Origin of the sequence: Streptomyces viridifaciens (assembly GCF_001888885.2) — a bacterium.
Taxonomy (GTDB): Bacteria; Actinomycetota; Actinomycetes; order Streptomycetales; family Streptomycetaceae; genus Kitasatospora; species Kitasatospora aureofaciens.
In genome coordinates, this window is sequence record NZ_CP090841.1 from 906,529 (window position 1) to 928,945 (window position 22,417).

Annotated in this window: 21 protein-coding genes; 10 read left to right on the forward strand and 11 right to left on the reverse strand. The window is 74.2% G+C overall.

What is annotated here, in order from left to right:
- Positions 1 to 17: 17 nt before the first annotated feature.
- A complete protein-coding gene (locus tag BOQ63_RS11485; RefSeq protein ID WP_370863301.1) occupies positions 18 to 1,562 on the reverse strand; it encodes a hypothetical protein in 1,545 nt (514 codons plus the stop codon).
- Positions 1,563 to 1,747: 185 nt separating this feature from the next.
- Here BOQ63_RS11485 and BOQ63_RS11490 point away from each other — a divergent pair, with 185 nt between their 5' ends.
- The 3 genes from BOQ63_RS11490 (at position 1,748) to BOQ63_RS11500 (ending at position 4,449) form a co-directional block, all read left to right on the forward strand.
- Complete coding sequence (locus tag BOQ63_RS11490) at positions 1,748 to 2,782, forward strand: IPT/TIG domain-containing protein (RefSeq protein ID WP_150475813.1); 1,035 nt, start codon at positions 1,748 to 1,750, stop codon at positions 2,780 to 2,782.
- Between the two features lie 223 nt (positions 2,783 to 3,005).
- Positions 3,006 to 3,530, forward strand: coding sequence for a hypothetical protein (locus BOQ63_RS11495; RefSeq protein ID WP_030554140.1), 525 nt, complete (start codon positions 3,006 to 3,008; stop codon positions 3,528 to 3,530).
- Between the two features lie 142 nt (positions 3,531 to 3,672).
- A complete protein-coding gene (locus tag BOQ63_RS11500) occupies positions 3,673 to 4,449 on the forward strand; it encodes a LamB/YcsF family protein (RefSeq protein WP_030288640.1) in 777 nt (258 codons plus the stop codon).
- 126 nt (positions 4,450 to 4,575) lie between these two features.
- Here BOQ63_RS11500 and BOQ63_RS11505 read toward each other — a convergent pair whose 3' ends face one another.
- On the reverse strand, positions 4,576 to 5,343 hold the full coding sequence (locus BOQ63_RS11505; protein WP_030288638.1) for an alpha/beta fold hydrolase: 768 nt from the start codon (positions 5,341 to 5,343) through the stop codon (positions 4,576 to 4,578).
- Positions 5,344 to 5,455: 112 nt separating this feature from the next.
- On the opposite strand from BOQ63_RS11505, the gene BOQ63_RS11510 reads away from it, so the two are divergent.
- Positions 5,456 to 5,980: a PadR family transcriptional regulator gene (locus BOQ63_RS11510; RefSeq protein ID WP_030288635.1), complete on the forward strand. Its 525-nt coding sequence runs from the start codon at positions 5,456 to 5,458 to the stop codon at positions 5,978 to 5,980.
- 87 nt (positions 5,981 to 6,067) lie between these two features.
- On the forward strand, positions 6,068 to 6,784 hold the full coding sequence (locus BOQ63_RS11515) for a class I SAM-dependent methyltransferase (protein WP_030288632.1): 717 nt from the start codon (positions 6,068 to 6,070) through the stop codon (positions 6,782 to 6,784).
- Between the two features lie 310 nt (positions 6,785 to 7,094).
- Here the strand turns inward: BOQ63_RS11515 and BOQ63_RS11520 are convergent, their stop codons facing one another.
- Complete coding sequence (locus BOQ63_RS11520; protein ID WP_072654177.1) at positions 7,095 to 8,594, reverse strand: HEAT repeat domain-containing protein; 1,500 nt, start codon at positions 8,592 to 8,594, stop codon at positions 7,095 to 7,097.
- A gap of 284 nt (positions 8,595 to 8,878) precedes the next feature.
- Between BOQ63_RS11520 and BOQ63_RS11525 the strand changes: the two genes are divergently transcribed.
- Entirely contained in the window at positions 8,879 to 9,421 is a 543-nt protein-coding gene (locus tag BOQ63_RS11525) for a PAS domain-containing protein (protein ID WP_072654178.1), read from the forward strand.
- A gap of 78 nt (positions 9,422 to 9,499) precedes the next feature.
- On the opposite strand, the gene BOQ63_RS11530 is transcribed toward BOQ63_RS11525, so the two are convergent.
- Positions 9,500 to 10,981 carry a DNA-binding protein NsdB gene (locus BOQ63_RS11530; protein ID WP_030288626.1) on the reverse strand — a complete coding sequence of 494 codons (1,482 nt, stop codon included), beginning with the start codon at positions 10,979 to 10,981 and terminating at the stop codon, positions 9,500 to 9,502.
- A 470-nt stretch (positions 10,982 to 11,451) separates the two neighbouring features.
- Here BOQ63_RS11530 and BOQ63_RS11535 point away from each other — a divergent pair, with 470 nt between their 5' ends.
- Positions 11,452 to 12,663, forward strand: coding sequence for an aminoglycoside phosphotransferase family protein (locus tag BOQ63_RS11535; RefSeq protein WP_051747168.1), 1,212 nt, complete (start codon positions 11,452 to 11,454; stop codon positions 12,661 to 12,663).
- A 109-nt stretch (positions 12,664 to 12,772) separates the two neighbouring features.
- Here the strand turns inward: BOQ63_RS11535 and BOQ63_RS11540 are convergent, their stop codons facing one another.
- From BOQ63_RS11540 to BOQ63_RS11555, 4 genes are all read right to left on the reverse strand, one after another.
- Positions 12,773 to 14,146, reverse strand: a complete 1,374-nt coding sequence (locus BOQ63_RS11540) for an acyl-CoA dehydrogenase family protein (protein WP_150475814.1) — start codon at positions 14,144 to 14,146, stop codon at positions 12,773 to 12,775.
- A 172-nt stretch (positions 14,147 to 14,318) separates the two neighbouring features.
- Positions 14,319 to 14,402: a putative leader peptide gene (locus tag BOQ63_RS11545; protein ID WP_355211871.1), complete on the reverse strand. Its 84-nt coding sequence runs from the start codon at positions 14,400 to 14,402 to the stop codon at positions 14,319 to 14,321.
- Between the two features lie 65 nt (positions 14,403 to 14,467).
- Positions 14,468 to 14,962, reverse strand: coding sequence for a hypothetical protein (locus BOQ63_RS11550; protein WP_030288620.1), 495 nt, complete (start codon positions 14,960 to 14,962; stop codon positions 14,468 to 14,470).
- 810 nt (positions 14,963 to 15,772) lie between these two features.
- The gene (locus tag BOQ63_RS11555) at positions 15,773 to 15,997 is read right to left on the reverse strand and encodes a DUF397 domain-containing protein (RefSeq protein WP_030288619.1); all 225 of its coding nucleotides are present in this window, start codon (positions 15,995 to 15,997) and stop codon (positions 15,773 to 15,775) included.
- A 524-nt stretch (positions 15,998 to 16,521) separates the two neighbouring features.
- On the opposite strand from BOQ63_RS11555, the gene BOQ63_RS11560 reads away from it, so the two are divergent.
- Positions 16,522 to 17,067: a PTS-dependent dihydroxyacetone kinase phosphotransferase subunit DhaM gene (locus tag BOQ63_RS11560; RefSeq protein ID WP_078657098.1), complete on the forward strand. Its 546-nt coding sequence runs from the start codon at positions 16,522 to 16,524 to the stop codon at positions 17,065 to 17,067.
- Between the two features lie 12 nt (positions 17,068 to 17,079).
- Here BOQ63_RS11560 and BOQ63_RS11565 read toward each other — a convergent pair whose 3' ends face one another.
- Together BOQ63_RS11565 and BOQ63_RS11570 are read right to left on the reverse strand one after the other, a co-directional pair.
- Positions 17,080 to 17,568 carry an NUDIX hydrolase gene (locus BOQ63_RS11565; RefSeq protein WP_030288617.1) on the reverse strand — a complete coding sequence of 163 codons (489 nt, stop codon included), beginning with the start codon at positions 17,566 to 17,568 and terminating at the stop codon, positions 17,080 to 17,082.
- A 213-nt stretch (positions 17,569 to 17,781) separates the two neighbouring features.
- Entirely contained in the window at positions 17,782 to 18,051 is a 270-nt protein-coding gene (locus BOQ63_RS11570; RefSeq protein ID WP_143174698.1) for a hypothetical protein, read from the reverse strand.
- Positions 18,052 to 18,391: 340 nt separating this feature from the next.
- Here BOQ63_RS11570 and BOQ63_RS11575 point away from each other — a divergent pair, with 340 nt between their 5' ends.
- Entirely contained in the window at positions 18,392 to 19,672 is a 1,281-nt protein-coding gene (locus tag BOQ63_RS11575; protein ID WP_223885904.1) for a polysaccharide deacetylase family protein, read from the forward strand.
- A gap of 653 nt (positions 19,673 to 20,325) precedes the next feature.
- On the opposite strand, the gene BOQ63_RS11580 is transcribed toward BOQ63_RS11575, so the two are convergent.
- A complete protein-coding gene (locus BOQ63_RS11580) occupies positions 20,326 to 21,096 on the reverse strand; it encodes a glutamate racemase (protein WP_030554119.1) in 771 nt (256 codons plus the stop codon).
- A 57-nt stretch (positions 21,097 to 21,153) separates the two neighbouring features.
- On the opposite strand from BOQ63_RS11580, the gene BOQ63_RS11585 reads away from it, so the two are divergent.
- Positions 21,154 to 22,302 carry a glycosyltransferase gene (locus BOQ63_RS11585; protein WP_030288611.1) on the forward strand — a complete coding sequence of 383 codons (1,149 nt, stop codon included), beginning with the start codon at positions 21,154 to 21,156 and terminating at the stop codon, positions 22,300 to 22,302.
- Positions 22,303 to 22,417 lie beyond the last annotated feature (115 nt).

The following is a 22,417-nucleotide window of genomic DNA, read 5'->3' on the forward strand; positions in this document are numbered from 1 at the left end:
GCTGTTCCGGCGTCGGGTCAGCCGGCGTCCTTGCGGTCGGCGGCCATGCCGACCGCGTCGAGCAGGGCGCTGCCGACGATCAGGTCGGCGCCGCCGAACTCCCGGTCGCGCAGCGGGGTGCCGTCGTCCACGGCGAACAGCAGGCGCTCCTCGCCCTGGCGGTAGGCGGTGCCGACCGGCGGGCTGGCCGCGTGCACGGCCAGCAGGGCGACCAGGTACGGGAGTTCCGGGTCCCGCTTGCGGGCGTCGGCGAGCAGGCCGGAGAGCCGGCGGGGGGCGTCCGGGGGCAGGTCGAGCAGCTCCAGGGCGGATTCGAGCTGGGCCTCGGAGAAGCGGCTGTCGTCCGGGGTGGCGACGAGGTCCGGGTCGGGCAGTTCGGCGCCGAGGTGCTCGCGCTCGACGGGCGGGGTGAGCAGCAGGTCGACCAGGTCGGCGACCCGGACCGAGACGGGCGTGCGCAGGCCGGCGCCGCGGGCGAAGAAGGCGCCGGTGGGGCGGACGGCCTGCTCCACCGGCAGCCGCAGCACGGGGGCGAGCAGCTGCCCGTACAGGTCGATGCCGCTGCGGGCGCCGGGGGTGGCGAAGGCCTGCCGGTCCTGCTCGGCGCGGAACAGCGGGCCGGCCTCCAGCAGGCGGGTCTGCAGCTGGGTGTGACGGCGGATGCAGTCCTTGACGATGTCGACCAGCTCGGCGGCTCGGCGCTTGTGCTCGGGGTCCTCGGCCTCGTCGCGGGCCTTGCGGATGTTGGTGAGAATCGCGTTCTCGTGCCGGTAGCGGTCGGCGATGTGGTCCAGCGCCTCGTCGATGAGGTCCGGGACCGCCTTCATCCAGTCGACCGCGCGGACGTTGCGGCGGGTGGCGTCGAGGGCGCGGCGCAGCGTCTCGGCGTACTGGACGGTGCGGTACCGGGCCTGTTCGGCGGCCAGTTGGGCATCGGCCAGGCGGCCGCGGCGGATCAGCACCTCCAGCTTGACCTCGGCGGCGATCTGGGCCGAGGTGACGTCGGTGTCGAGCGCGCCGACCAGGACGTTGACCGCCTCGTCGGTGGTGCGCAGGTAGACGCCGCCGTCGGGGCCGGGGACCTCCTCGATCAGCTTGAAGTCGTAGTCGCGGCGGACGTACTCGCCGTCCGGCCCGAAGGTGCCGTAGACCGCGCGGAAGCCGCGGTCCACGCTGCCGACGTTGATCAGCGACTCCAGCACCCAGCGGGCGACCCGCTCGTGCTCGAGGGCGTGCCGGTGCGGGGCCTGGGCGGCGACCCTGGGCAGCATCCGGGCGAGCACCGTCTCGCGGTCGGCCCCGGTGTCGAAGTCCATGTTCAGGGTGACCAGGTCGATCGCGGCGAGGCCGACCTCGGCCATCGCGTAGCCGCCGTACTCGCCGGCCAGGTTGACCTTGCGGTTGTCCAGGTCGTGCAGCGGGGCGGTGCAGGCCAGCGCCTTGAGCCGGCGGGCGAGGCCCTCGTCGGCGGCGGGGCCGGGCGCGGGCCGCGGTGCGGGCACGGCGGCGCCGGCGGCCGGCCGGCGGCCGGTCTCGGTGGGCGGGTCAGCGATGGCGGTCACGGTGGACAAGATTAGAGGTTCGCACCGACATCGACCGAAACGGACCTTGCGGGTGGAGCGAGCCGCAGGCCGGGGGGCGTGTCCGGTGCGGATTCGGAACGCGGTTTCGACGGGATTCCGCCATTCCCGAACCGGTATTCGACAAAACCGTGAGGGCCGCGGGACGGTTCGGTGATGATCGACGCATGATCACCCGACTGGCCGCAGCGTCCCTCGGCGCCGCCCTGTCCATGACCCTCCTCATCACCGGCGCCGCGGTGGCCGCGCCGGCCGGCACGCCGTCGACCTCCGCCCAGCACGTGACCGTGTCGCAGAGCGGGAACTACCCCGGCGGCTTCTTCACCTCCGGCAACATGGCCGCGAGCTGGGTCTCCTCCGGCACCTCGGACCTCACCGGCCCGACCCACTTCACCGTCGACCTGCCGCCCGGCGTCACCACCGACGGCGCGATGTTCTACTCCACGCCGTACGACTACACCTTCACCGAGACCCTCTCCCCCGACGGCCGCCACCTGGAGGCCGTGCTCACCGGCACCCGGGTCGTCGGGAAGAGCGAGTTCATGAAGCTGAGCCTGCGCACCACTCCCGGGGTGCCGGTCGCGGGCGTGATCACGGTGACGGCCGCCAACCCGAACGACACCGACCCGACCGGGCACGTCTCCCGCTACGACCTCGGCAGCGGCAGCCAACTGCCCGCGACCGTCCAGGCCGCCCCGGCCGTCACCGGCCTGGGCACCACCACCGGCCCGGGCGCGGGCGGCACCCCGGTGACCGTCAGCGGCAGCAACCTGGCCCACGGCATGGTGCTGGTCGGCGGCGTCCCGGCGGCGGGCACCTGCACCGACACCGCCTGCACGGTGACCACGCCGGGCGGCTCGGGCAGCGCCCCGGTCAGCGTGGTGACCCCGGGCGGCACGGCCACCGCGCCGGCCGGCTTCGACTACACCGGCGCCGCACCGCCGGCGCCGCCCGCGCCGGTGGTCAGCAGCCTGACCACCACCAGCGGGCCGGTGACCGGCGGGACCGGCGTGTACGTCCAGGGCGCCAACCTGACGTACGGCTCGATCGCCTTCGGCGGGGTTCCGGCCGCGCACGTCTCCTGCGGGCCGTCCTTCTGTTCGGCCACCGCTCCGGCGGGTGCCGCGCCCGGCCCGGTTGACGTGACGGTCACCACGGCGGGCGGCACCAGCGCGCCGGTGACGTACACGTACACGGCGTAACACCTGCGCCCTCGGTGCCCGGGTGCCGCTCCGGCGCCCGGGCACCGGTGCGTCCGGGGGCGGTGCGTCCGCCATGGCACCGGTGGCGTCCGGGGTCGCCCAGGGGTGCGTTGAACATGTTCAAAAGCTGGGTCTAGAGTCGGTTCCGCGCAGGTGGGACAAGGCTCCGCCTGCACCTCGGCGTGCCCCCGCCAGGAGGCCGCTCGACATGGAGGTGTGCGAGATGGACGGCGACCCTGCGGTCATCCTGCGGCGGGTCCGGCGGTGGCTCCGGTTCTTCCTGGTCTGCCTGGTGCTGAGCGGCCTGACCGCCTTCCCCCTGGAGACCGAGACCGGCTGGCTGGTCGACTTCGCCTCCGGCCCGGCGGCGCCGCTGGCCGACCACTTCCCGGCCGCGCTCGCCTGGTTCGAACGGGTGCACACCGGCATCGTCGAGACCAACGACCGCTTCCCGTTCCTGGCGTACGGCACCGACTGGCTGGCCTTCGCCCACCTGGTGATCGGCGCCGCCTTCTGGGGGCCGCTCAAGGATCCGGTCCGCAACATCTGGGTGATCCGCTGGGCGGTGCTCGCCTGCGGCGCGGTGATCCCGCTGGCACTGGTCTGCGGACCGCTGCGGGGAATCCCGCTGGCATGGCGATTCATCGACATGTCGTTCGGTGTCTTCGGCGTCATCCCTCTGCTGATCGTGCTGCGGGCGCTGCGTCCGCTGGAACGTTCCTTCCAGCAACGCACGGCCACGCACTGAGTCGAGGGCCCTCGGCGCCGCCCCGGGGCGCGTGCACAATGGCCGCGCGCCGGAGGGCGCTGCGGGCGTCCGGGTCACGGTCACCGGGCTCCATCCCCAGGCCCTACCATCTGGCTCAACAGCTGCTGGGAGGCGGACGGGCGTGGCCGATGCGGTGATCGATCTCAATGCGGACCTCGGCGAGGGGTTCGGACGCTGGAGCCTGACCGACGACGAGGCGCTGCTGTCCGTCGTGACCAGCGCCAACGTCGCCTGCGGCTACCACGCCGGGGACCCGTCGACGATGCGCCGGGTCTGCGCGCTCGCGGCCGAACGCGGCGTCCGGATCGGCGCCCAGGTCTCCTACCACGACCTGGCCGGCTTCGGGCGCCGCGCGATGGACGTCCCGCCGGAGGAACTGGCCGACGAGATCGCCTACCAGATCGGCGCCCTCCAGGTCTTCGCCCGCGCCGCCGGCTCCCGGGTGTCCTACGTCAAACCGCACGGCGCCCTCTACAACCGGGTGGTCGGCGACTCCGAGCAGGCCGAGGCCGTGGTGGCCGGGGTGCTCCGCGCCGGAGCGGTCTGCGACGGGCCGCTGCCCGTCCTCGGACTGCCCGGCTCCCGGCTGCTCACGGTCGCCGAGGGGGTCGGGCTGCCGGTCGTCACCGAAGCCTTCGCCGACCGCGCCTACACCTGGGCCGGCACCCTCGTCCCGCGCCGCGAACCCGATGCGGTGGTGCACGACCCCGAATCGGTGATCACCCGCGCGGTCGGCATCGCCCGGGACAGCACGGTGGAGGCCGTCGGCGGCGAGCCCATCGCCGTCGAGGCCCGCTCGCTGTGCGTCCACGGCGACACCCCGGGCGCCGCCCAGCTCGCCTGGCGGATCCGCGGCGCCCTCGCCTCGGCGGGGGTCCGGGTCGAGGCGTTCACCTGACGGCGGACGGGCGGAGCCGGGGGCACCGGTGCGGGGTACCCGGCGAGCCTCCGTGGCGGTCCCGTTCAGCCTAGGGCGGCGTTCGGCCCAGTACGGCGTCCGGCCCAGTACGGGCCCGGTGCGGGTTCAGCCGACGCCCAGCGCCTTCGCGGCCGCGGCCGCGAAGGCGTCCGGGTTGTCGAGCATGATGTTGTGGCCGCAGTCCGGCACCTCCACCACCCGCACCCCCGCAGCGCGCAGTTCGTCGGCGCCCGCCGGCTCCTCGGCCTCCGGGTGGAGGAAGGTGCGCGGGAGGTCGAGCCCGAGCAGCAGCTCGCGCATGGTCGGTTCGCTCCCCCGCGCGAGGTGCACGGCGCTGCGGTACAGGCCCTCGGGCCCGGCCAGTCGCATGGTGGACCACCAGAACGCTCCGACCCGGTCGGCGACTTCCGCCCGTCCGCCGGCCAGGAACTCCGCCTCGGTGTAGCTCGCGATGCCGCTGCTGCCGATCCGCCGGCGGCCGGACTCGATCGGGTCCAGGTTGGCGTCCACCAGGAGCAGTCGCGACACCAGCCCGGGGTGCCGGTGCGCCAGGACGATCGCGATCGCTCCGCCCATGCTGTGGCCGACCACCTCGACCTGGCGCAGCCCGGCGGCCGCGACCGCCGCCGCGACCGCGTCGGCGTGCGCCTCCAGGGTGTAGGAGAAGTCGGTGGGCCGGTCACTGATCCCGAAGCCGAGCAGGTCCAGCAGCAGTGAGCGGCGCCCGGTGAGCAGCGGGTGGGCGACGGCCGCCGCGAAGTAGACCGGCGAGCTGGCGCCGAGCCCGTGCAGGTAGAGCCGGGCGGGCCCGGCGCCGGGCAGCTCGACCCAGCGGATCCGGTCGCCGTTCGCGGTGACGGGGGCTTCGCGCATGCGCACACACTCCTGTGTCGGTCGGTAGCTGCGGAGACCATACATCGAAGCCGAGGTATCGCGTAAGCGATATACCTGCGCTCCGAGACACGGATCTGAGAGAGTGGGCCCCATGCTGAAGCTCGCCATCCTCGGGTTCCTGTACGACCGGCCGCTGCACGGCTACGAGCTGCGCCGCCACCTCGCCGCGCTCACCGGCCACGTCCGCCCGATCAGCGACGGCTCGCTCTACCCGGCGATCAAGCGCCTGGAGGCCGACGGCCTGCTGGTCCGCGAGACCGAGCCCGGCAGCGCCGCCGCGCCCCGGCACACCCTGCACCTGACCGGGGCCGGCCGCACCGCGCTGCTCGACCGGCTGCGCGCACCCGAGCCGCTCGACATCAGCGACGGGAACCGCTGGACCGCCCTGGTCTCCTTCCTGCGCCACCTCGACGACCCGGCCGCCCAGGCCGCCGTGCTGCGCCGCCGGATCGCCTTTCTGTCCGAACCGGCCAGCTTCTTCTACGAGGGCGACCGCCCGCGCGCCGCAGAGGAGTTCACCGACCCGTTCCGGCGCGGCCTGCTGCTGACCGCCCGGGCCACCACCGAGGCCGAACTCTCCTGGCTGCGCGCCGCCGTCGACGAACTGTCGAGCTGACAGGCCGACAAGGCGAATCGCCCGCGTTGACCGAAAGCCGCCGAACCGCCCTTCCCTCCCCGTCCCACCCGTGTTCCGATGGCACCCATGGGCAACGACACGCATCTGCGCAACAAGCGACGCGAAGGCTACGACGGCACGGGCGCCGGCGCGATCACCCCGGACGGCTGCGCGGTCGAGGTGTGGACCCGCCTCCCGGTGGGCGACGCCCCGGACGTGATCGAGGCCGCGGTGCCGCCCGGCGCCCGGATCCTCGAACTGGGCTGCGGCGTCGGCCGGATGACCCACCCGCTGGTCGAACGCGGCTTCGCCGTCACGGCCGTGGACGAGTCCGCCGAGATGCTGGCCCGGGTGCGCGAGGGCGTCCGCACGGTGCGCAGCCCGATCGAGCGGCTGGACCTCGGCGAGCGGTTCGACGTCGTCGTGCTGGCCTCCTTCCTGGTGCACGCCGGCGATCCGGCCGTCCGCCAGGGCCTGTTGGAGACCTGCCGCCGCCACGTCGCCGAGGACGGCTGCGTGCTGGTGCAGCGCGAGGGCGAGGACTGGCACCGCAACGTGCCGCGGGAGAGCCGGATCGCCGGAACGGACGGGGTGGCCCGGATCGTCTCGGCGACACCGGTCGGTTCCGGGGTGAACTCCGTCCACGCCGAGTACGTCTTCCCGGACGGCACCTGGACGCAGACCTTCCTGTCCCGTCCGCTCAGCACGGAGGCCTTCGAGCAGGCCCTGGCGGACGCCGGCCTGCGGGTCGAGACGTACCTGACGGAGGACCGCACCTGGGTCCGGGCACGGCCCGCGGGCTAGTCCGAACCCGGCCAGGTGCGCAAAGTCCGGTCAAGGGGTGAACGAAGAATTGTCACTTTCACCCCGCGCCATCGGCCGCTCCGGGCCCGTGCGCGGCCCGGGCCGCGCGGGTCACGGTCGTCCGCATGCCGCTCCGGCCCGCGAGGACCCACCGTGCCGCAACCAGCGCCCCGCCCGCCCGATCCCACCGGCGCAAGTAGAACGGCGTTCCACGACGGCGCCCGAAAAACCAGTGGCCGGGACACCCTCGTGGTGTCCCGGCCACTGAACGTTGAGCCTCGGCCCGAAGCGGAGCCGCCAGGGCAGGCCCTCAGCGCCCGAACTCCCGGGCGGCGGTCAACCGGCCGCGTACGGCGGCGTGGACCTCGGCCTCCTCGGCCGGGTCGGCGGCGAGCCTTCGCAGCCGCTCCAGCACACGCGCGTCGCCCGTGGTGGCGACGTGGCGCGCGGCGAGCTCGCGCGTGGACTCCTCGCAGTCCCAGAGGGACTCGACGGCGGGCCCCTCGGGGAAGTGCACATCGGTCACGGCGAGCGCCCGGGCGGCGCGACCGCGCAGTTCGGAGGAGGCGGCCTCCCCGTAGATGTGGCGCAGGACCGGGACGGCGTCGGCGGCGGCCAGCCGCCCCGCACCGTCGACCAGCGATCCCAGGCCGGTACCGCTGACCCCGCGCACGGAGATCCAGCGGCGCAGTCCGGCGACCACCAGCGGCGCGTCGGCCGGTTCCCCGGCATCGGCGAGCAGGCGGACGGCCGTCTCCCCGAGCGCGCTGTCGGCTCCCCCGCTGGCCGGGTCGGCCCAGCGGCGGGCCTGGGCCAGCACCTCGGGACCGCGCATCCGCCCCAACAGCTCCAGAGCTGCCCGGACGATCCGGTCGTCCACGTCAGCTGCGGCGGCCTCGATCAGTTCGAGGGCGGCCGGATCGCGCTGGTCGACCAGGTAGCGCAGGGCGGCCCGCCGGGCGCCGGGCAGGCCGTCCCTGGCGGCCTCCAGCAGGACGGGACGGTCCTCGGGCCGGACGACGGCGGTCAGACAGCGGGCGGCCGCGGCGGCGCGGCGGTCCACGGCATCGGGGCCGGACGGGTCCTCGTCGACGCGCACCGGCTCGGGACGGCCCAGGAAGGCGTCGGCGCCGAGGTTGCCCAGGTGCCCCTGGTCGGCCCAGGCCAGGACGTCCGCGGTGGACCAGCCCGGGGTGACCCCGCTGCGGTTGATCTGGCGCTGCCAGAGGTCGAAGGGTGACTGCTCGCTGGCCGCGGCCACTCTGGGGTGGTAGGCCGCCCAGAGCCGCCAGGGCCTGGGCTCGTAGGCGTTGCGGATGAACTCGCGCAGCTCGGCGTCGCCCTCGGGGCCCGGCGGGAAGCGGTCCAGCACGGCGGTGCCGAGCAGCAGCAGGCCCCGGTCGTCGTCGCGCAGGGCGAGTTCGTCCAGGGCCCAGGCCCAGTTGGCGCCGGTGGCGGCGTACTCGCGCAGCATCAGCAGCGCGTCGCGCCGGCCGTACGCGGCGAGGTGGCCCAGGACGGAGAGGGCGAGGCCGGTGCGGCTCTCGTCGTCGCTGACGAGGTCCTCGGCGGAGTGGAGGTGGTCCTCGATCCCGTCGAGGGAGGCCTCCAGCTCCATGTAGAGGCGGGCGTAGTAGAGGGAGCGGCTCTCGACCTGCCAGTCGGCCCGCGGATCCCTGGTGACGCACTCCTCCAGCGCGGCGATGGCCTCGGCACGGTCGGCGGCCAGCGCGTGGAGCTGCCCGTCACCACGGCCTCGCTGAAGGAGGCCTAGGAGGCTGGCACTAGGTGCTATCACTGGCTCGAACATGAGGTCAGCATCCGTTGCGGCGGTCGTAGTGGCAACGGGATTTCCGTCGCCGGGGGTCTCTGGTCGGTACTGCGGTGGGCGCCCGGGCGCCGGAATCACCGAAGGTTACCGCCTCGGACCCCCTTCCGCACACAGGGCGACGAGGGCCGCCGCCACAGTGGCATATGCCAGGGGAATTTGGCCTGCGTTCTGTCCAAATCGCCCACACCGGCGTGGACGCTGTGCGACAGTCTTCTCACCACCCGACGACCCGCACGGGAGCCGCACCCAGCGATGGATCCGTCATGAACATGCCCTTTTGTGCCGCCCGCCCACCGGACACCGCCACGGTGGACGGCGCCCCGGCGGGCGATCCGGACGGCAAGGCCGAGGACGACTCCGACGGCAGGTCGGACAGCGGAACGGAGGGCGGAGTGGACGGCACGACGCAGGGGCCCTCCGGCCCCTCCCTCGACAGCGACGGCCACCCCGGCCCCCGCGACCGCGACCGCGACCGCAAGCCGGTCATCGGCTCGGCGGAGTGGGACCTGCTGACCGACGGCGTCCGCTGGAACGCGGAGACCTACCTCCTCCTCGGCTGCGATCCGGGCCACGGCCCGCTCAGCCTCGACCGGCTGCCCGACCGCCTCCCCGAGGCGGACCGGCCGCTGCTGCGCCGGATGATGACCGACGCCCTGGTGCACGGCCGTCCGGCCGCCGGCACCCTGCGGATCCGCCGCCCCGGCGGACGGCACCACAGCGTCGAGTGCGCGGGCGAACCCGTGCTCGGCGCGGACGGCACCGTCACCGCGCTGCGCATGCTGCTCCGGCCGGCCCCGGCCGCCTGAGCCGACGACCGATCCCGGCCCACACCCCGGCCCGAAGCCCCGCTCGGTGCCCGACCGGCATCCCGCCGGCCGCCCGTCTCACGACGGCCGCGGCCGGTTCTTGGCATCCGCCGCCCGCAGCTCCCGGCCGAGCTCCGCCCGCAGTTCGTCCACCACCGGCAGCCCCCGGTACCGCGCGGTCAGCCGGTACATCTCGCGCAGCCGGTCCCAGGTCCGGTGCGAGGAGTTCTGGCCGATCAGGTTCATCACCATCTTGGCCTGGAACGCCGCCGCGTCCGGCTCCCCGGTGATCCACTGCACCGAGGCCAGGGTGATCCGGTCGAACAGCGCCGAGCGCAGCTGCCCGGTGCCCTCCCGCAGGGCGATCACCCGCTCCGCGTGCCGCCGGGCCCGGGGGGCGGCCGCCTCGTCGTGCTCGGCCAGGGTGCGCAGCACCAGCCCCTGCATGCCGCGCAGTTCGGCCTCGTCGAAGACCTGCATCCAGGACGGCGCCGGCTCCGGCGACTCCTCGGCGAACAGGTCCTCCGCCTCGCCGAGCAGCCGGTAGGTGTCCTGGGAGTGCCCGATCGATGCGTGCGCCCAGGCCTCGACGGTGTTGAACATCGCACGGGTCCTGGGCAGCAGCAGACCGCCGCCCGCCTTGGCCGCCGACATCAGGTCGATCGCGTCGTCGGCCCGGCCCAGGTGGACCATCTGCCGGGCGGCCCGGGAGATCGCCTCACCGGCCCGCGGCCGGTCGCCGGCCTCCTTGGCCGCCTCGGCCGCGATCATGAAGTACCGCTGGGCGGTGGGCTCCAGACCCACGTCGTGCGACATCCAGCCCGCCAGCACCGCCAGATTGGCCGCGACCAGCCACAACCGCTGCTCCACCGCCGGTGCGTGGCGGTGGGTCAACAGGCCGCCGACCTCGTTCAGTTGACCGACCACCGCCTTGCGCTGGAGCCCGCCGCCCCGAGCGGCGTCCCAGGCCCGGAACACCTGCACCGAGCGCTCCAGCGACTCCACCTCGTCGAGCCCCACCGGGCCAGCGTCGTACACGTCCACCACCGGGCGCGGGCCGCCCCCGGTGACCACCTGGCGGGGCCCGGGCACGGAGGCCGCGTAGGCCACCGCGTCCCCGCCCAGCCAGCCCTTCAGCGAGTCGGCGATGACCGCCCCGGTCGTGAGCGCGGCTCCGGCGCCCACCAATCCACGTCGGTTCAGCATGAGGTCCATTCCCGTGAACTCGGTGAGGACCGCGGCTGTTCGATCCGGCGACCACGGCGCTGCTGCGGAGGGCTCCGCTCCGGACCTGGTGGGCCGGTGTCGTTCCAGACCGAGGTCCTCAGTGGTGACGACACGGCCGAGCCGCTCCGTGAACACGGCTGCCAGCACCCTCGGCACCGGATCGCGCGGGATCTCCCCCTGCTCGATCCACCGTCGTACCCTCGACGTGTCGGTGGACAACTGCTGCTGCCCCAGCGCGGCACCCCGACGGTTGACCAGCCGTGCCAACTCGCCCTTGGACCATCCGGTCAGGACGAACAGATCGGCGAGTCGGGTGTTGGGTTCCCTGCTCAATGAAGCCCCCAGGTTCCTCGGCACCTCGAGGCTAGAGGCTCCGGCAAGTGCCAGGCGAGCATTCGCCACCGTTCGCCAGGGCCCGCCAGACTACTAAGCCAGTGCCTGACGGGTGTGTTGTAGGGGTGCGCCACCTCGGCCCTCGGGTCGGGCGGCGTCCCACCAGGGCCGGGGCAGTCCCCCGACCGTGGCACGGGGCGCTCCCGGTCCTCACCCGAGGGGGTGGCGCGGCCGGGTGGCGCGGGGGCGCCGGGCACGGCCACGGCAGTCCGGCCGACCGCATTCCCCAGGGTGCGGACGGCCGGAGCACTGCCGAACAGGGGTTCCCGACCCCGCGTCCGTGCCCGGCGCCCGCGCTCCACCCACCGACCGCAGCAGGGCCGCCGCCGTGCCAGGAAGCACCCGGCGACGGCCCTCCCCGCCCCGCGGGGCACACCCGCCGACGGACCGGAAGGGACCACCCTCAGCCCATGTACTCCTCAGCGACGACCCCCACGCCGACCGCGACCCGCACCACGCTGCGCCCCCCCACCGCAGCCACCGGCCGTCCGGGGCCCAAGCAGGTGCCCCCGGCGAGCCGTCCGGTCGCTCCGCGCGGCACCGAGGGCCGGTCCACGGACGCCCGGGTCCCGGCCGGCCGTACGGCGCTGGGGCTGCGCACCCCCGAGACCGCTCCGCCGGTCGGCCACCGCCTCCCGCTGGCCCGTCAGGCCGACGGCCAGGTGCTGCGCGCCCGGCGGCCCGGCCAGCCGCTCGGGCCGGAGCGGATCGATCCGTCCGCTCTGCAGACCCCGGCGGTGCGGGCCGCGCTGGGCAGTGTCGCGCGGATATGTCCCGCGTTCACCCCGCGCCAGGTCCTGCGCGAGGGCAGCCGCCACATCCTGGTGGCGGGCACCATCGGGCGGGCTCCGGTGGTCGCCAAGTGCCTGGCGCCGCAGGCGGTGCGGAGTGAGTACTTCGAGCAGCTGGTGGCCGACTTCCACCACGAGGTCGCGGTCTACCGGGCGTTCGTCCGGCACCGCCCGCCGGTGCGGCTGCCCCGGCTGGTCGCGGCCGATCACGACCGGTGCGTGCTCGTCATGGAGCGCGTTCCCGGGCGGCCGGCCGCCCGGGAACGCCACCCGGTCAGCGCGCCCACCCCGGGCGAGGTGCGGGCGCTGCTCGGCGCCGTCCGGACGCTGAACCTCTGGCGGCCGCCGAGCGACGTCTTCCAGCCGCGCCTGGACTACCAGTTGGAGATCGCCCGCTACCACTCGGTGGGCCAGCTCACCGACCGGGACGCGGGCGACCTGCGCGGCCTGCTGCACGGCCTCGGCCACACCCCGCTGCAGCTGTGCCACGGCGACGCCCTGCTCAGCAACATGCTGCTGGCGCCGTCCGGCCCGGTGCTGGTCGACTGGGAGCAGGCCGGCTGGTACCTGCCGGGCTACGACCTGGCGGTTCTGTGGAGCGTGCTCTCCGGCGACACCGCAGCCCGCCGCCAGATCAGCCAACTCGCCCAGAACGGCGGCACGCTGGCCCGGGACGCGTTCCTGGTGAACCTGGTGCTGGTGCTGATGCGGGAGATCCGGCTGTACGACGTGCCGGGCGCCGGCGAGGAGCAGCGGATCATGATCCGCCGGCTCTACGACGACGCCGCGCTGGCCCGCCGCGCGGTCCGGGCCGCGGTCGGCACCCGCTGAGCCGCCGGGGTCCGGCGCTCGGGTCGGGCCCGACCCGAGCGCCGGGCCCGACCGAACCGCCGGGCCTGACGGAACCGCCGGGCCTGGGGGGCGTTGAGCCACTGGGCCGCTACGGCCGGGCGCCGCGTTCCAGGGCCGCCCGGCCGGCGGCGTCCAGGACGGCCTCCTCGGGTGCCAGGTGCACCCGGCTGCTGAGCACGTCCCGCAGGTAGCGCTCCAGCGGGTGACGCCGACTCAGTCCCGGGTTTCCGGTGAGCGCGACGGCCTGCTGGACGGCCGCGGTGGCGGCACGGGTGGCCAGCAGTTGGGCGGGGCCGGTCCGGGCCACCGCGTCCGGCTCGCCCCGGTCCACCCGGGGGGCCAGGCCGTGGAGCAGTTCCTCCGCCCCGATCAGCTGGGCCTCGATCTCGCCGAGCGCGCAGCGGTAGCGCGGCAGGGTGCCGAGCGGTTCGGTCAGATTGGCCGGAGTGCGCTGGTTCAGGAACCGGACCAGCCATGCCCCGGCGGCCCGGGCGACCCCGATCGCCACCGCGGCGAGTGCCAGGTCCTGCCACGCGCGGGCGAGTTCGGCTTCCGCGACGTCCTCCTGACCGGGTGTACGTAGACCGAGCGCGAGTTCGACCGGGACCCGCACCCCGTCGAGCACGACGTCGTGGCTGGCGCTGGCCCGCAGGCCGAGCTGGTCCCAGGTGGGGTCGATCTCCAGGCCCTCGCTCTCGCCGCGGACCAGGAACGTTCCGACCCTGGGCTCGGGTTCGTCGGTCCGCGCCGTGACGGCCATCCAGGCCAGCGCCTCCGCGCCGGTGCAGTACGTCTTCCGGCCGGTCAGCATCCAGCCGTCGCCGTCCCGCCGGGCCAGCGTCGCGGGCAGCGCGTCCGGTCGGCCGCCGGGCTCCATCCGCAGCGTGTTGACCAGCGCGGGCCCGCGCCGGGACTCGGTGAGCAGCCGCCGGTAGCCGGCCGCCGGCCAGGTCGCGCGGCGGGCCTGCTCGGCGTGCTGGAGCAGGGTGAAGGCGGTGACCACGGCCACCGAGGCGTCCCCGCGGCCGAGTTGGGTGAGCACCCGGACGGTGTCGGCGAGCGTGCCGCCCGGACCGCCGTACCGCGGGGACACGGTCAGGGTGAGCAGTCCCGCCTCGTGGACGGCCTCGATGCCCTGGTACGGGAAGGTGGCGTCGCGGTCGTGCTCCTCGGCGCGGGCGGCGAGCAGGTCGACCACCCGGGGCAGGCCGGACAGGGCGGCCTCGACCGCGGAGCGGTCGGGTGCGGACGCGGATCCGGGTGCGGACGCGGCTGCGGTGGGTCCGGTGGGTGCAGCGGGCCTGGCGGAGGCCTTGGGGCGCGCGGGCGGCGCGGACGCTGCCGGGGGCGCGGACCGGGCGGGCGGCTCGGCGGGCGCGGGCGGCTCGGGGTGGCCGGAATCCGACGGTTCGGTTCGAGGACGATCGTTCGGTGAACGATCGTTGGCGGCGAGGGTCGTCATGGGGCTGGTGCCTCCGGGCGGCAGCGTGGCTCAGCGAGTGCGGGCGGCACGCCGTACGGGCGCGCGGAACCGGCCGGCGGCCCCGACGGCCGGCACCCGACCCGTCCCCGGGATGTTTCGGCGCCGACCCGGTCCGGTCGGCCGCCCGCCGCCACGGGGGCCGAATCCCCCGTCAGCGACCCGGACAGACCGCGCTGGCGGTCCGGCGCAGGTCCAAATGCCTGCGGCGGGTCAACAGCGGGAGACGACACGGCATGTCCGCGACTGTACGAACCGGTGATCGATACCGTCAAGCAGCGTCCGAGCCCCGGGCGGGCCCGGTCAGCCCTGCTGGAACATGTCGGCCGGAAGCGGCTTCAGCAGCTGGTACAGGTCGTCCGAAATCGGTCGGTCCCAGGACGCGATGGTGACCAGCACGCCGTCGCTGCGGCCGAACTGGGCGCAGAACACGCGCTCCTCGCTGACCTTGACCTTCTTCACGATCAGCAGGTCGTCCCCGAGCATGACCGGGAAGTCCTCGGCCGAGACGAACTCGACCGGCTCGTCGTTCTCCAGCGCCGCGAGCAGCTGCCGCACCTCGAAGGGCACCTCGTCGCCGGTCTCCCGGGCGGGCGAGCCCTCGGGAAGGTTGCCGATGAACATCGCCGGGCCTCTGCCGCCGAACAGGTCGTAGCGCAGGAAGATGCCCTGGCAGGAGCCGTCCGGGCCGGTCATCATGGCCGCACCGAAGTCGCCGGGCCAGTCGCCCGGGTCCATCGCGAGCACGTCGAAGTCCGGGCCGGCGGGCTGTCCGGAGCGACGGCGGAGAAAAGACATGGGAACATCGTACGTGTCCGGCACACCGTACTCGCGAGGCGGGTGGGACCCCGACGGGGGACGGGCGGGAGGTCGACGCTCAGAGACCAATGTTGACTCTGAGCAACCGTCCGGGCTACGTTCGGTTCAGCACGACAGCCGTTCTGGGTTTCACCCTCCGGGGGGACGGCATGTCGCAACGCGGCCCTACACGCGTATCCCTCACTGTGCACTTGTCGTGCCGAACTGCCGAGCCCAGCTTCGTCATCGTCATCGCGCACAGCGCAAACACACAAGCCAACAGTTCCACTGCAGTTCCGTGCAACAAGAGCCAGATCCGCGGGGCCCCGGCCCGTCGCTCCCGTGGATCTGCTCGGGACGCCGCCGCGTGGGGGCGTGCGGGTCCCGAGCAAGAGGTGCCGTGGTCCGAGTCGCTCTCGGCTTCGGCGCCAGCCTCCCGGCGACTGCCGGCCCCTCGTGGGCCGGGACCGGCCGACGCACCCCGGTGCGCAGGGGATGACTGGGAGGTATGGCCTGGCATTGCTGCCGGGCCGCACAGCAGGCGCCGTGTCTGGCCGCGTGGGGGCGGTGGGCACGGCGTCTGCCTGTGCTCATACTCTGAGCTGCGTTTGTCTAACAGTCAACAGAAATTCTGACGGAGCACGCTCAATAGATCATCAGTTGTGATGTTCGGTACCGGAAACAAGCGTCCGCGCCCGCTGCGGAACCACCGGGGGGCGACCGGGGCCACCCCGGGACCACCCGCGGAGCGGCCCCGGGCCGCCGCACGTGTTCCTGGCAGCTCGGACCGCCCCGCGGAACGAGGCCCGCTCAGGTGAGGTCGAACTCGCCGTCCCGGGCGCCGAGCACGAAGGCTCGCCACTCGGCCGGGGTGAAGACCAGGACCGGCCCGTCCTCCTGACGGCCGTCCCGCATCCCGATGTACCCGTCCACGAACGCGATCTGGACGTCCCCGACCCCCTGGCTGCTGCACAGCCACTCGGCCCCGGTGAAGTCCACCTTCGGCTTGCCGTTCGGCGCGAGCTCCGGCTCCACCCCGGCCGCACCGGCGTTCACACCGGTGTCCGTACTGCTGTTCACTGCCACTGATCGATCTCCTCCCGACGGCGTTCCACGATCAGCCTAGCCACACCGCGCGGCCCCGGTCAGCGGGTTGACGAGGTCTCCGCCGGGGCCAGGAGGAGGGCCGGCGGAGAAGGGCCGGCGGAGGAAGGCCGGCGGAGGAGGCGGCGGAGGAGCGGTCGGGACGCGGTGGGGCGTGTCCCGACCGGCGAGGGCCCCGGGCAGCTGCCAGAGTGCTCCCCAGGACGACGCGTACGGACCCGCCCGCCGGGCAGGGGTCGGTCGGCGGTGTCGTACGGGCCCCGAGCCGTCGTCGCGCCGTCGTCGGGCGCCCTCGGGCGTCCTCCCGGCGTCCCGGGCCGCCCCGGGCCGTCCGGTACTCCGACGGTTCCCCGAAGGTCCGCCCACGACCCGCCCACGACCCGCCCACGACCCGCCCAGGACCCCCTCCTGACCCGTTCACCACCCGCCCACGACCCCGCCCTAGGGAGCAGCCGATGAGCCGCCGGGACGGCACCCGCACCCGCGCCGACGTCATCCCCATCTCCGACGCCCCCTCGGCCCACCCGCCGGCGCCCCGCACCCCGCCCTCGCCCACCCCGCTGCCCCGGCCCACCCCGGCCCGGACCGCCTTGCACGGCCGGGTCGGGATCGTCCTGGTCTCGCACAGCCAGGAACTGGCCACCGCCGTACGCTCCCTGGCGCTCACTCTGACCGGATCCGACTCCCCCGCGCCGGTCGCCGCGACGGGCGGCGACCCGGCCGACGGACCGGGCATCAGCGCGGTGCTGGTGGCCGCCGCCACCCGGCGGGTCGACCAGGGCCACGGCGTGGTGGTGCTCGCCGACCTCGGCGGCGCGGTCACCACCGTACGGACCCTGCTGTCCGACGCCGACGAGCACGGCCTGCCGTTCCCGGTCCGCTTCGCGAACGCGCCGTTCGTGGAGGGCGCGGTGGCCGCCACCGCGACCGCCACCGCGGGCGGGGACCTGGCAGCCGTGGTGGACGCGGCAGAAGAGGCCTACCGGCAGCAGAAGGGCTGAAACCGGCGCGCCCTACGGGCGCTCCTCGCCCGCCCAGGTGAAGACCGCCGGGCCGCTGCACTCCAGCGCGTGGCGCAGCCGCTCGTGCTCGAAGTCGAGCATCGGCGGCAGCTCGTCCAGCGCGAACCAGCCCACCTCCAACGACTCGTCGTCGTTCACCCGGGCCTCGCCGCCGACGGCCCGGCAGCGGAAGGTCAGCACCAGGTACTGCGTCACGTCGCCGTTCGGGTAGGTGACCGGCCGGGTGACCGTGGTCGAGGCGAGCAGCTCGGGCACGACCACCACACCGGTCTCCTCCAGGCACTCGCGCACCACGCCGTCGGCCGGCTGTTCGCCGGGGTCGAGTATTCCGCCGACCGAGGCCCACCTCCCGTCGTCGACCCGGCGGGCGAGCAGCACCCGCTCCCGGTCGTCCACGACGACGGCGCAGACGGCGCTCAGCCAGAGCGGGCGGTTGCCCACGAGGGAGCGGAGTTCGAGGAGGAAGGGGGGAATCGCCATGCGCCGCAGCCTACCGAGCCGTCGGCGGCTCCCCGCGGGAACGTATTCACGGAATAGAGGGGGGATGAAGTCGTTGTCCGGAAATGGTGAAAGACGGCAGGTGGGATTGTCGGATGAGATTAAATTCGGTCGTTCTGACCAATTTCGCTCGATCTGTTGATCAATCGCACCGGGACGGCCATTGGAGTGACCGGCGAATTTGTCGGGACGCCGTCAAAATGTGGCACCCCGGCGGCGGAGCACCCCGAAGACGATCCGGCCGAGCAGCAGCACCCCCGTCGCCAGGCAGCCGGCCACCGCCATCGCCCAGGCCGGACCGTCACCGTCCGGAACGATCACGGCCACGACGATGCCCAGCACGAGGCAGGCCACACCCGCCACGGCCAGCGGAATCCGGTGGGTGACCAGGGCTCCACCGCTGCACGCGCGGGCCCACCGGGTCGCACCGTGCAGATGGAAAGGATCACGGTCCGCATCTGCCATGAGCCCAAGGTACCCCGCACGGGCCGGCCCGGCAGCCCGCGGGGAGTGATCGTCCGCGCGCTCTGCGCGATCACCGATCAGGGGCTTCATCCGGCCGCGGACGCGTGTGCATGCTCCACAATCAGTCCACGAAAAATCCTCGGCCCCCCGGTACAACCATCCGTCCGGTGCAGCGGTCTCAATGGCATCGAGTGATCCAGGAGCCGTTCACGGGACGGGTGAGAACCCCCCACCGAGAACCGGAATACCCAGGGAGCGGAGCCGCCGCCTCCTGGAGCCGGAGGCCGGGCTCCGTCCTCCGGCGGTACCGCCACGCCGCTCGGCGACCAAGGGGGAACCGTTGCCGCAGACCCAATCCACCCCATCGACCTCCCCGGCCCGCGCCAGGCCCGTGCCCGGCGTCCGGGCACTGCCACCATCCACCGGCTGCGCGTCCGACCACCACGGCGCCGGCCGACCCCGACCGGCCGTCGAGGCGAAGCGCTTCGAGAGCACGCGACTCGATGCCAAGCGCCTCGACGCCAAACGCCTCGATGCGACGCTCCTAGACCCGAGGCAGCTCGACCCGAGACACCTCGGAACGAGGCCTGCCAACGCGGGGAACGTCGACGTCGGGTACGTCGGCGCCGGGCCCGTCGACGCGGGGAACGTCGACGCCGGAAACGTCAACGCCAGGAGCATCGACGCGATGCGGACCGGCACGGAACAGCAGGACGCACGGGGCGAATGGCTGCGGTTCGCCCCCGTACAGCCGCTGTTCCGGGCCCGGGCCGCCCAGCGCCTCGCCGTCCTCGCCTACCACGGGGTCACCGACCACCGCTCCTTCGGCGCCCAGCTCGACCGACTGCGGCGACTCGCCACCCCGGTCTCGCTGGAAGCCGTCCTCCAGGCCGTCACCGAGCGGCGGCCGCTGCCGCCGCGCAGCGTCCTGGTCACCTTCGACGACGCCGACCGGAGCGTCCTCACCCACGCCCTGCCCGCCCTCGACGCGCGGGGCATCCCCGCCACCGCCTTCGTCATCTCCGAACTCATCGGCACCGAGCGACCCTTCTGGTGGCACGAGGCCGACTTCCTCGCCCGCCACGGCGGCCGCGCCCGCTCACTCGACTGCGGCCACCCCTCCCAACTGCTCCCCCGGCTCAAGGCCATGCCCGACCCGGACCGGCGCCGGAGCCTGCACGAACTGCGGGTCAGCGCCGACCGCCGGCCACCCCGTCAGGAACAGCTCACCCCCGCCGACCTGCTCGCCCTGCGGGACGGCGGCGTCGCCATCGGCAACCACACCCAGGGGCACCCCTGCCTCGGCCGCTGCGACGACGCCACCGTGCGCACGGAGATCACCGGCGCCCACGAAGCCCTCACCCACTGGCTCGGCGAACCCCCGATCGCCTTCGCCTACCCCGACGGCGGCCACGACCCCCGCGCCGAAACCGTTCTGCAGGAACTCGGCTACCGCCTCGGCTTCCTCTCCGACCACCGCCTCGGCCCCCGACTCCCCACCCACCCCCTCCAGATCAGCCGCCTCCAGGTCGACTCCACCACCAGCACCCGCCGCTTCGACACCATCCTTTCGGGCCTCGAACCCGCCTACCGCCGCTGGCGCCGCCAAGGAGTCGCCTGACGACCGACGGCGCTGTGTGCGGATCACTCCCCCACAGCGCCGTCCCCTTCAGGCCATTTCCGTCCCCTGAGCGGCCCTGCCCCGCAGACACGCCGCGTGCCCCCACGGCATCGCCCGGGCGCCCGTTCCAGCCACCTCGAACGGCGAGGACCGCTGCCCGGCCTGATCGACCTCCCACGCCGCAGGAACCACAGGCGTTCCTCAGCAGGCCCCGCCCCCTTTAGGGCTCACGCCGCTCCTGGGTACCACCCGAACCACACGAGAAGTCGGGCCGGCCGACTTCCTGCGCATACGGTCTGCCGACCCCCTCAGCAGGCGTCGTGCCCACGGACCAGGTGGGAGCCCTGCCGCCCACGCGCTGCATGGTCCAGGTATCGCCCGGGCCGCGTGAGAAGTCGGGCGGATCGACTTCCTGCGCATCACGCGGTGCCATGGCCCGGGGCGGGTGGCCTCGGGCGCCCGTGCCGTCTGCACGAGAAGTCGGCCTGGTCGACTTCTGCGCGGAGCTGACGCCGAGGCCGCGGATCCGGCGGGCTGCTGGCATCCCGATGTTCGTGCCGGCCGGGGGCGCGCTGCGGCGCTGGGTCTCAGCCTGCTCGGGTGCGCGAGAAGTCGGCCTGGTCGACTTCTCGTGTGGGGCCAGGGCGGGTGGGTTAGGCGGTGACGGGGGCGAGGGTGAGGCCCTGGGGGTAGAGGGTGGCCGTGGGGGGGAGGGTGGCGGGGAGGCCGGCGTGGAGGACGGTGAGGGTGCCGGTTCCGGTGCGGGTGGGGTCGGCGACGCGGCGGAGGGCCTGGGCGGCGACAGCGTCGGCGGAACCGAGGAGTGCGAGGGCCGGGGAGGCGGTGGGGGCGACGGCGGCGCGGATGCGGTCGGCGACGAGTTCGTAGTGGGTGCAGCCGAGGACGATCACGTCGGTGCCGTGCGGGGTGCGGGCGGCCGCGTCGGCGATGGCCGCGGCGGTGGCGTCCTCGTCGCCGTGCTCGACGGCGTCCGCGAGGCCGGGGCAGGCGACCTCGGTGACGTCGGCGGTACCGCCGAAGTCGCGGATCAGCCCGCGCTGGTAGTCGCTGCCGGTGGTGGCCGGGGTGGCCCAGATGGCGACGCGGCCGCCGAGTGCGGCGGCGGGCTTGATGGCCGGGACGGTGCCGATGACCGGCAGGCCGGGCTCCAGTTCGGCGCGCAGGGTGGCGAGCGCGTGGACCGAGGCCGTGTTGCAGGCGACCACCAGGGCATCGGGTTCGAGGGCGGCCGCGGCCCGGCAGCAGCCGAGGGCCAGTTCGGTGACCTCTTCGGGCGTGAGCGGCCCCCACGGCATCGAGGCCGGATTGGAAGAGAGCACCAGATCGACGTCCGGGCGCAGCTTCCGAAGGGCGTCGGCGGCGGCCAGCAGGCCGATTCCGGAGTCCATCAGTGCGATCTTCACGAGGCAAGACTTTAGTCGATCCACCCGTCCCGGCCGGTTCTGCGGCAGACTGCCGGGGTGACCGTCCTGCTGTGGATCGCCGCGTTCTCCCTGCTGGTCTGGCTCTGGCTGGCGTGCTGCCACGGTCTGTTCTGGCGCACCGACGTGCGGCTGCCGCCGCGTCGTCCGCCGGTGCGGTGGCCGCGGGTGGTGGTCGTGGTGCCGGCCCGGGACGAGGCGGCGGTGCTGCCGGTGAGCCTGCCGACGCTGCTGGCGCAGAAGTACCCGGGGCGGGCGCGGGTGATCCTGGTGGACGACCACAGTGCGGACGGCACCGGGGCGCTGGCCGCGGAGCTGCGGACGATGGACGGGCTGGAGCTGACCGTCACCAGCCCTCCCCCTCTGCCGCCGGGCTGGACGGGCAAGCTGTGGGCGCTGCGGCACGGGGTGGAGCTGGCCGGTACGGACGCCGAGTACCTGCTGCTGACGGACGCGGACATCGCGCACGGCCCGGATTCGCTGGCCGAGCTGGTGGCCGCCGCCGAGGGCAACGGGCTGGACCTGGTGTCGCAGATGGCCCGGCTGCGGGTGGAGACCGGTTGGGAGCGGCTGATCGTTCCGGCGTTCGTCTACTTCTTCGCCCAGCTGTACCCGTTCCGCCGGAGCAACCGCCCCGGCTCCCGGACGGCGGCCGCGGCGGGTGGCTGCTCGCTGGTGCGGCGGGAGGCCCTGGAGCGTGCGGGCGGGGTGGCCGCGATCCGGGGGGCGGTGATCGACGACGTGTCGCTGGCCCGGGCGGTGAAGTCCTCGGGCGGGCGTACCTGGTTGGGGCTCGCCGGGGAGGTGGACAGCGTCCGTCCGTACCCGCGGCTGGAGCAGTTGTGGCGGATGGTGTCGCGCAGTGCGTACGCCCAGTTGCGGCACTCGCCGTTGCTGCTGCTCGGGACGGTGCTGGGGCTGGCACTGGTGTACCTGGTGCCGCCGGTGGCGACGGTGGCCGGGCTGGTGGCGGGGGCGCCGCCGGTGGCGGTGGCGGGCGGGGCGGCCTGGGCGCTGATGGCGGGCACCTACCTGCCGATGGTCCGGTACTACGGGCAGCCGGTCGCGGCCGTGCTGCTGCTGCCGTTCACGGCTTCGCTGTACCTGCTGATGACGGTGGACTCGGCGGTGCAGCACTGGCGCGGCCGGGGCGCGGCCTGGAAGGGGCGGACGTACTCCGGGGCCTAAAGGGGCACCAGCGGGCACGGGCGGGCACCAGCGGGCACGGACGGCGGCGGGCGGGCACCAGCAGCGGGCACCAGCGGGCACTGGAAAACGGCGGGCGCGCCGGGCCGGTCGGCTC

Excerpts from the sequence above, each read along its gene's own strand:
- BOQ63_RS11490 (WP_150475813.1), top strand. The coding sequence starts at position 1,748 with ATGATCACCCGACTGGCCGCAGCGTCCCTCGGCGCCGCCCTGTCCATG.
- BOQ63_RS11495 (WP_030554140.1), top strand. The coding sequence starts at position 3,006 with ATGGACGGCGACCCTGCGGTCATCCTGCGGCGGGTCCGGCGGTGGCTC.
- BOQ63_RS11505 (WP_030288638.1), bottom strand. The coding sequence starts at position 5,343 with ATGCGCGAAGCCCCCGTCACCGCGAACGGCGACCGGATCCGCTGGGTC.
- BOQ63_RS11510 (WP_030288635.1), top strand. The coding sequence starts at position 5,456 with ATGCTGAAGCTCGCCATCCTCGGGTTCCTGTACGACCGGCCGCTGCAC.
- BOQ63_RS11515 (WP_030288632.1), top strand. The coding sequence starts at position 6,068 with ATGGGCAACGACACGCATCTGCGCAACAAGCGACGCGAAGGCTACGAC.
- BOQ63_RS11520 (WP_072654177.1), bottom strand. The coding sequence starts at position 8,594 with ATGTTCGAGCCAGTGATAGCACCTAGTGCCAGCCTCCTAGGCCTCCTT.
- BOQ63_RS11525 (WP_072654178.1), top strand. The coding sequence starts at position 8,879 with ATGAACATGCCCTTTTGTGCCGCCCGCCCACCGGACACCGCCACGGTG.
- BOQ63_RS11535 (WP_051747168.1), top strand. The coding sequence starts at position 11,452 with ATGTACTCCTCAGCGACGACCCCCACGCCGACCGCGACCCGCACCACG.
- BOQ63_RS11540 (WP_150475814.1), bottom strand. The coding sequence starts at position 14,146 with ATGACGACCCTCGCCGCCAACGATCGTTCACCGAACGATCGTCCTCGA.
- BOQ63_RS11545 (WP_355211871.1), bottom strand. The coding sequence starts at position 14,402 with ATGCCGTGTCGTCTCCCGCTGTTGACCCGCCGCAGGCATTTGGACCTG.
- BOQ63_RS11550 (WP_030288620.1), bottom strand. The coding sequence starts at position 14,962 with ATGTCTTTTCTCCGCCGTCGCTCCGGACAGCCCGCCGGCCCGGACTTC.
- BOQ63_RS11560 (WP_078657098.1), top strand. The coding sequence starts at position 16,522 with ATGAGCCGCCGGGACGGCACCCGCACCCGCGCCGACGTCATCCCCATC.
- BOQ63_RS11565 (WP_030288617.1), bottom strand. The coding sequence starts at position 17,568 with ATGGCGATTCCCCCCTTCCTCCTCGAACTCCGCTCCCTCGTGGGCAAC.
- BOQ63_RS11570 (WP_143174698.1), bottom strand. The coding sequence starts at position 18,051 with ATGGCAGATGCGGACCGTGATCCTTTCCATCTGCACGGTGCGACCCGG.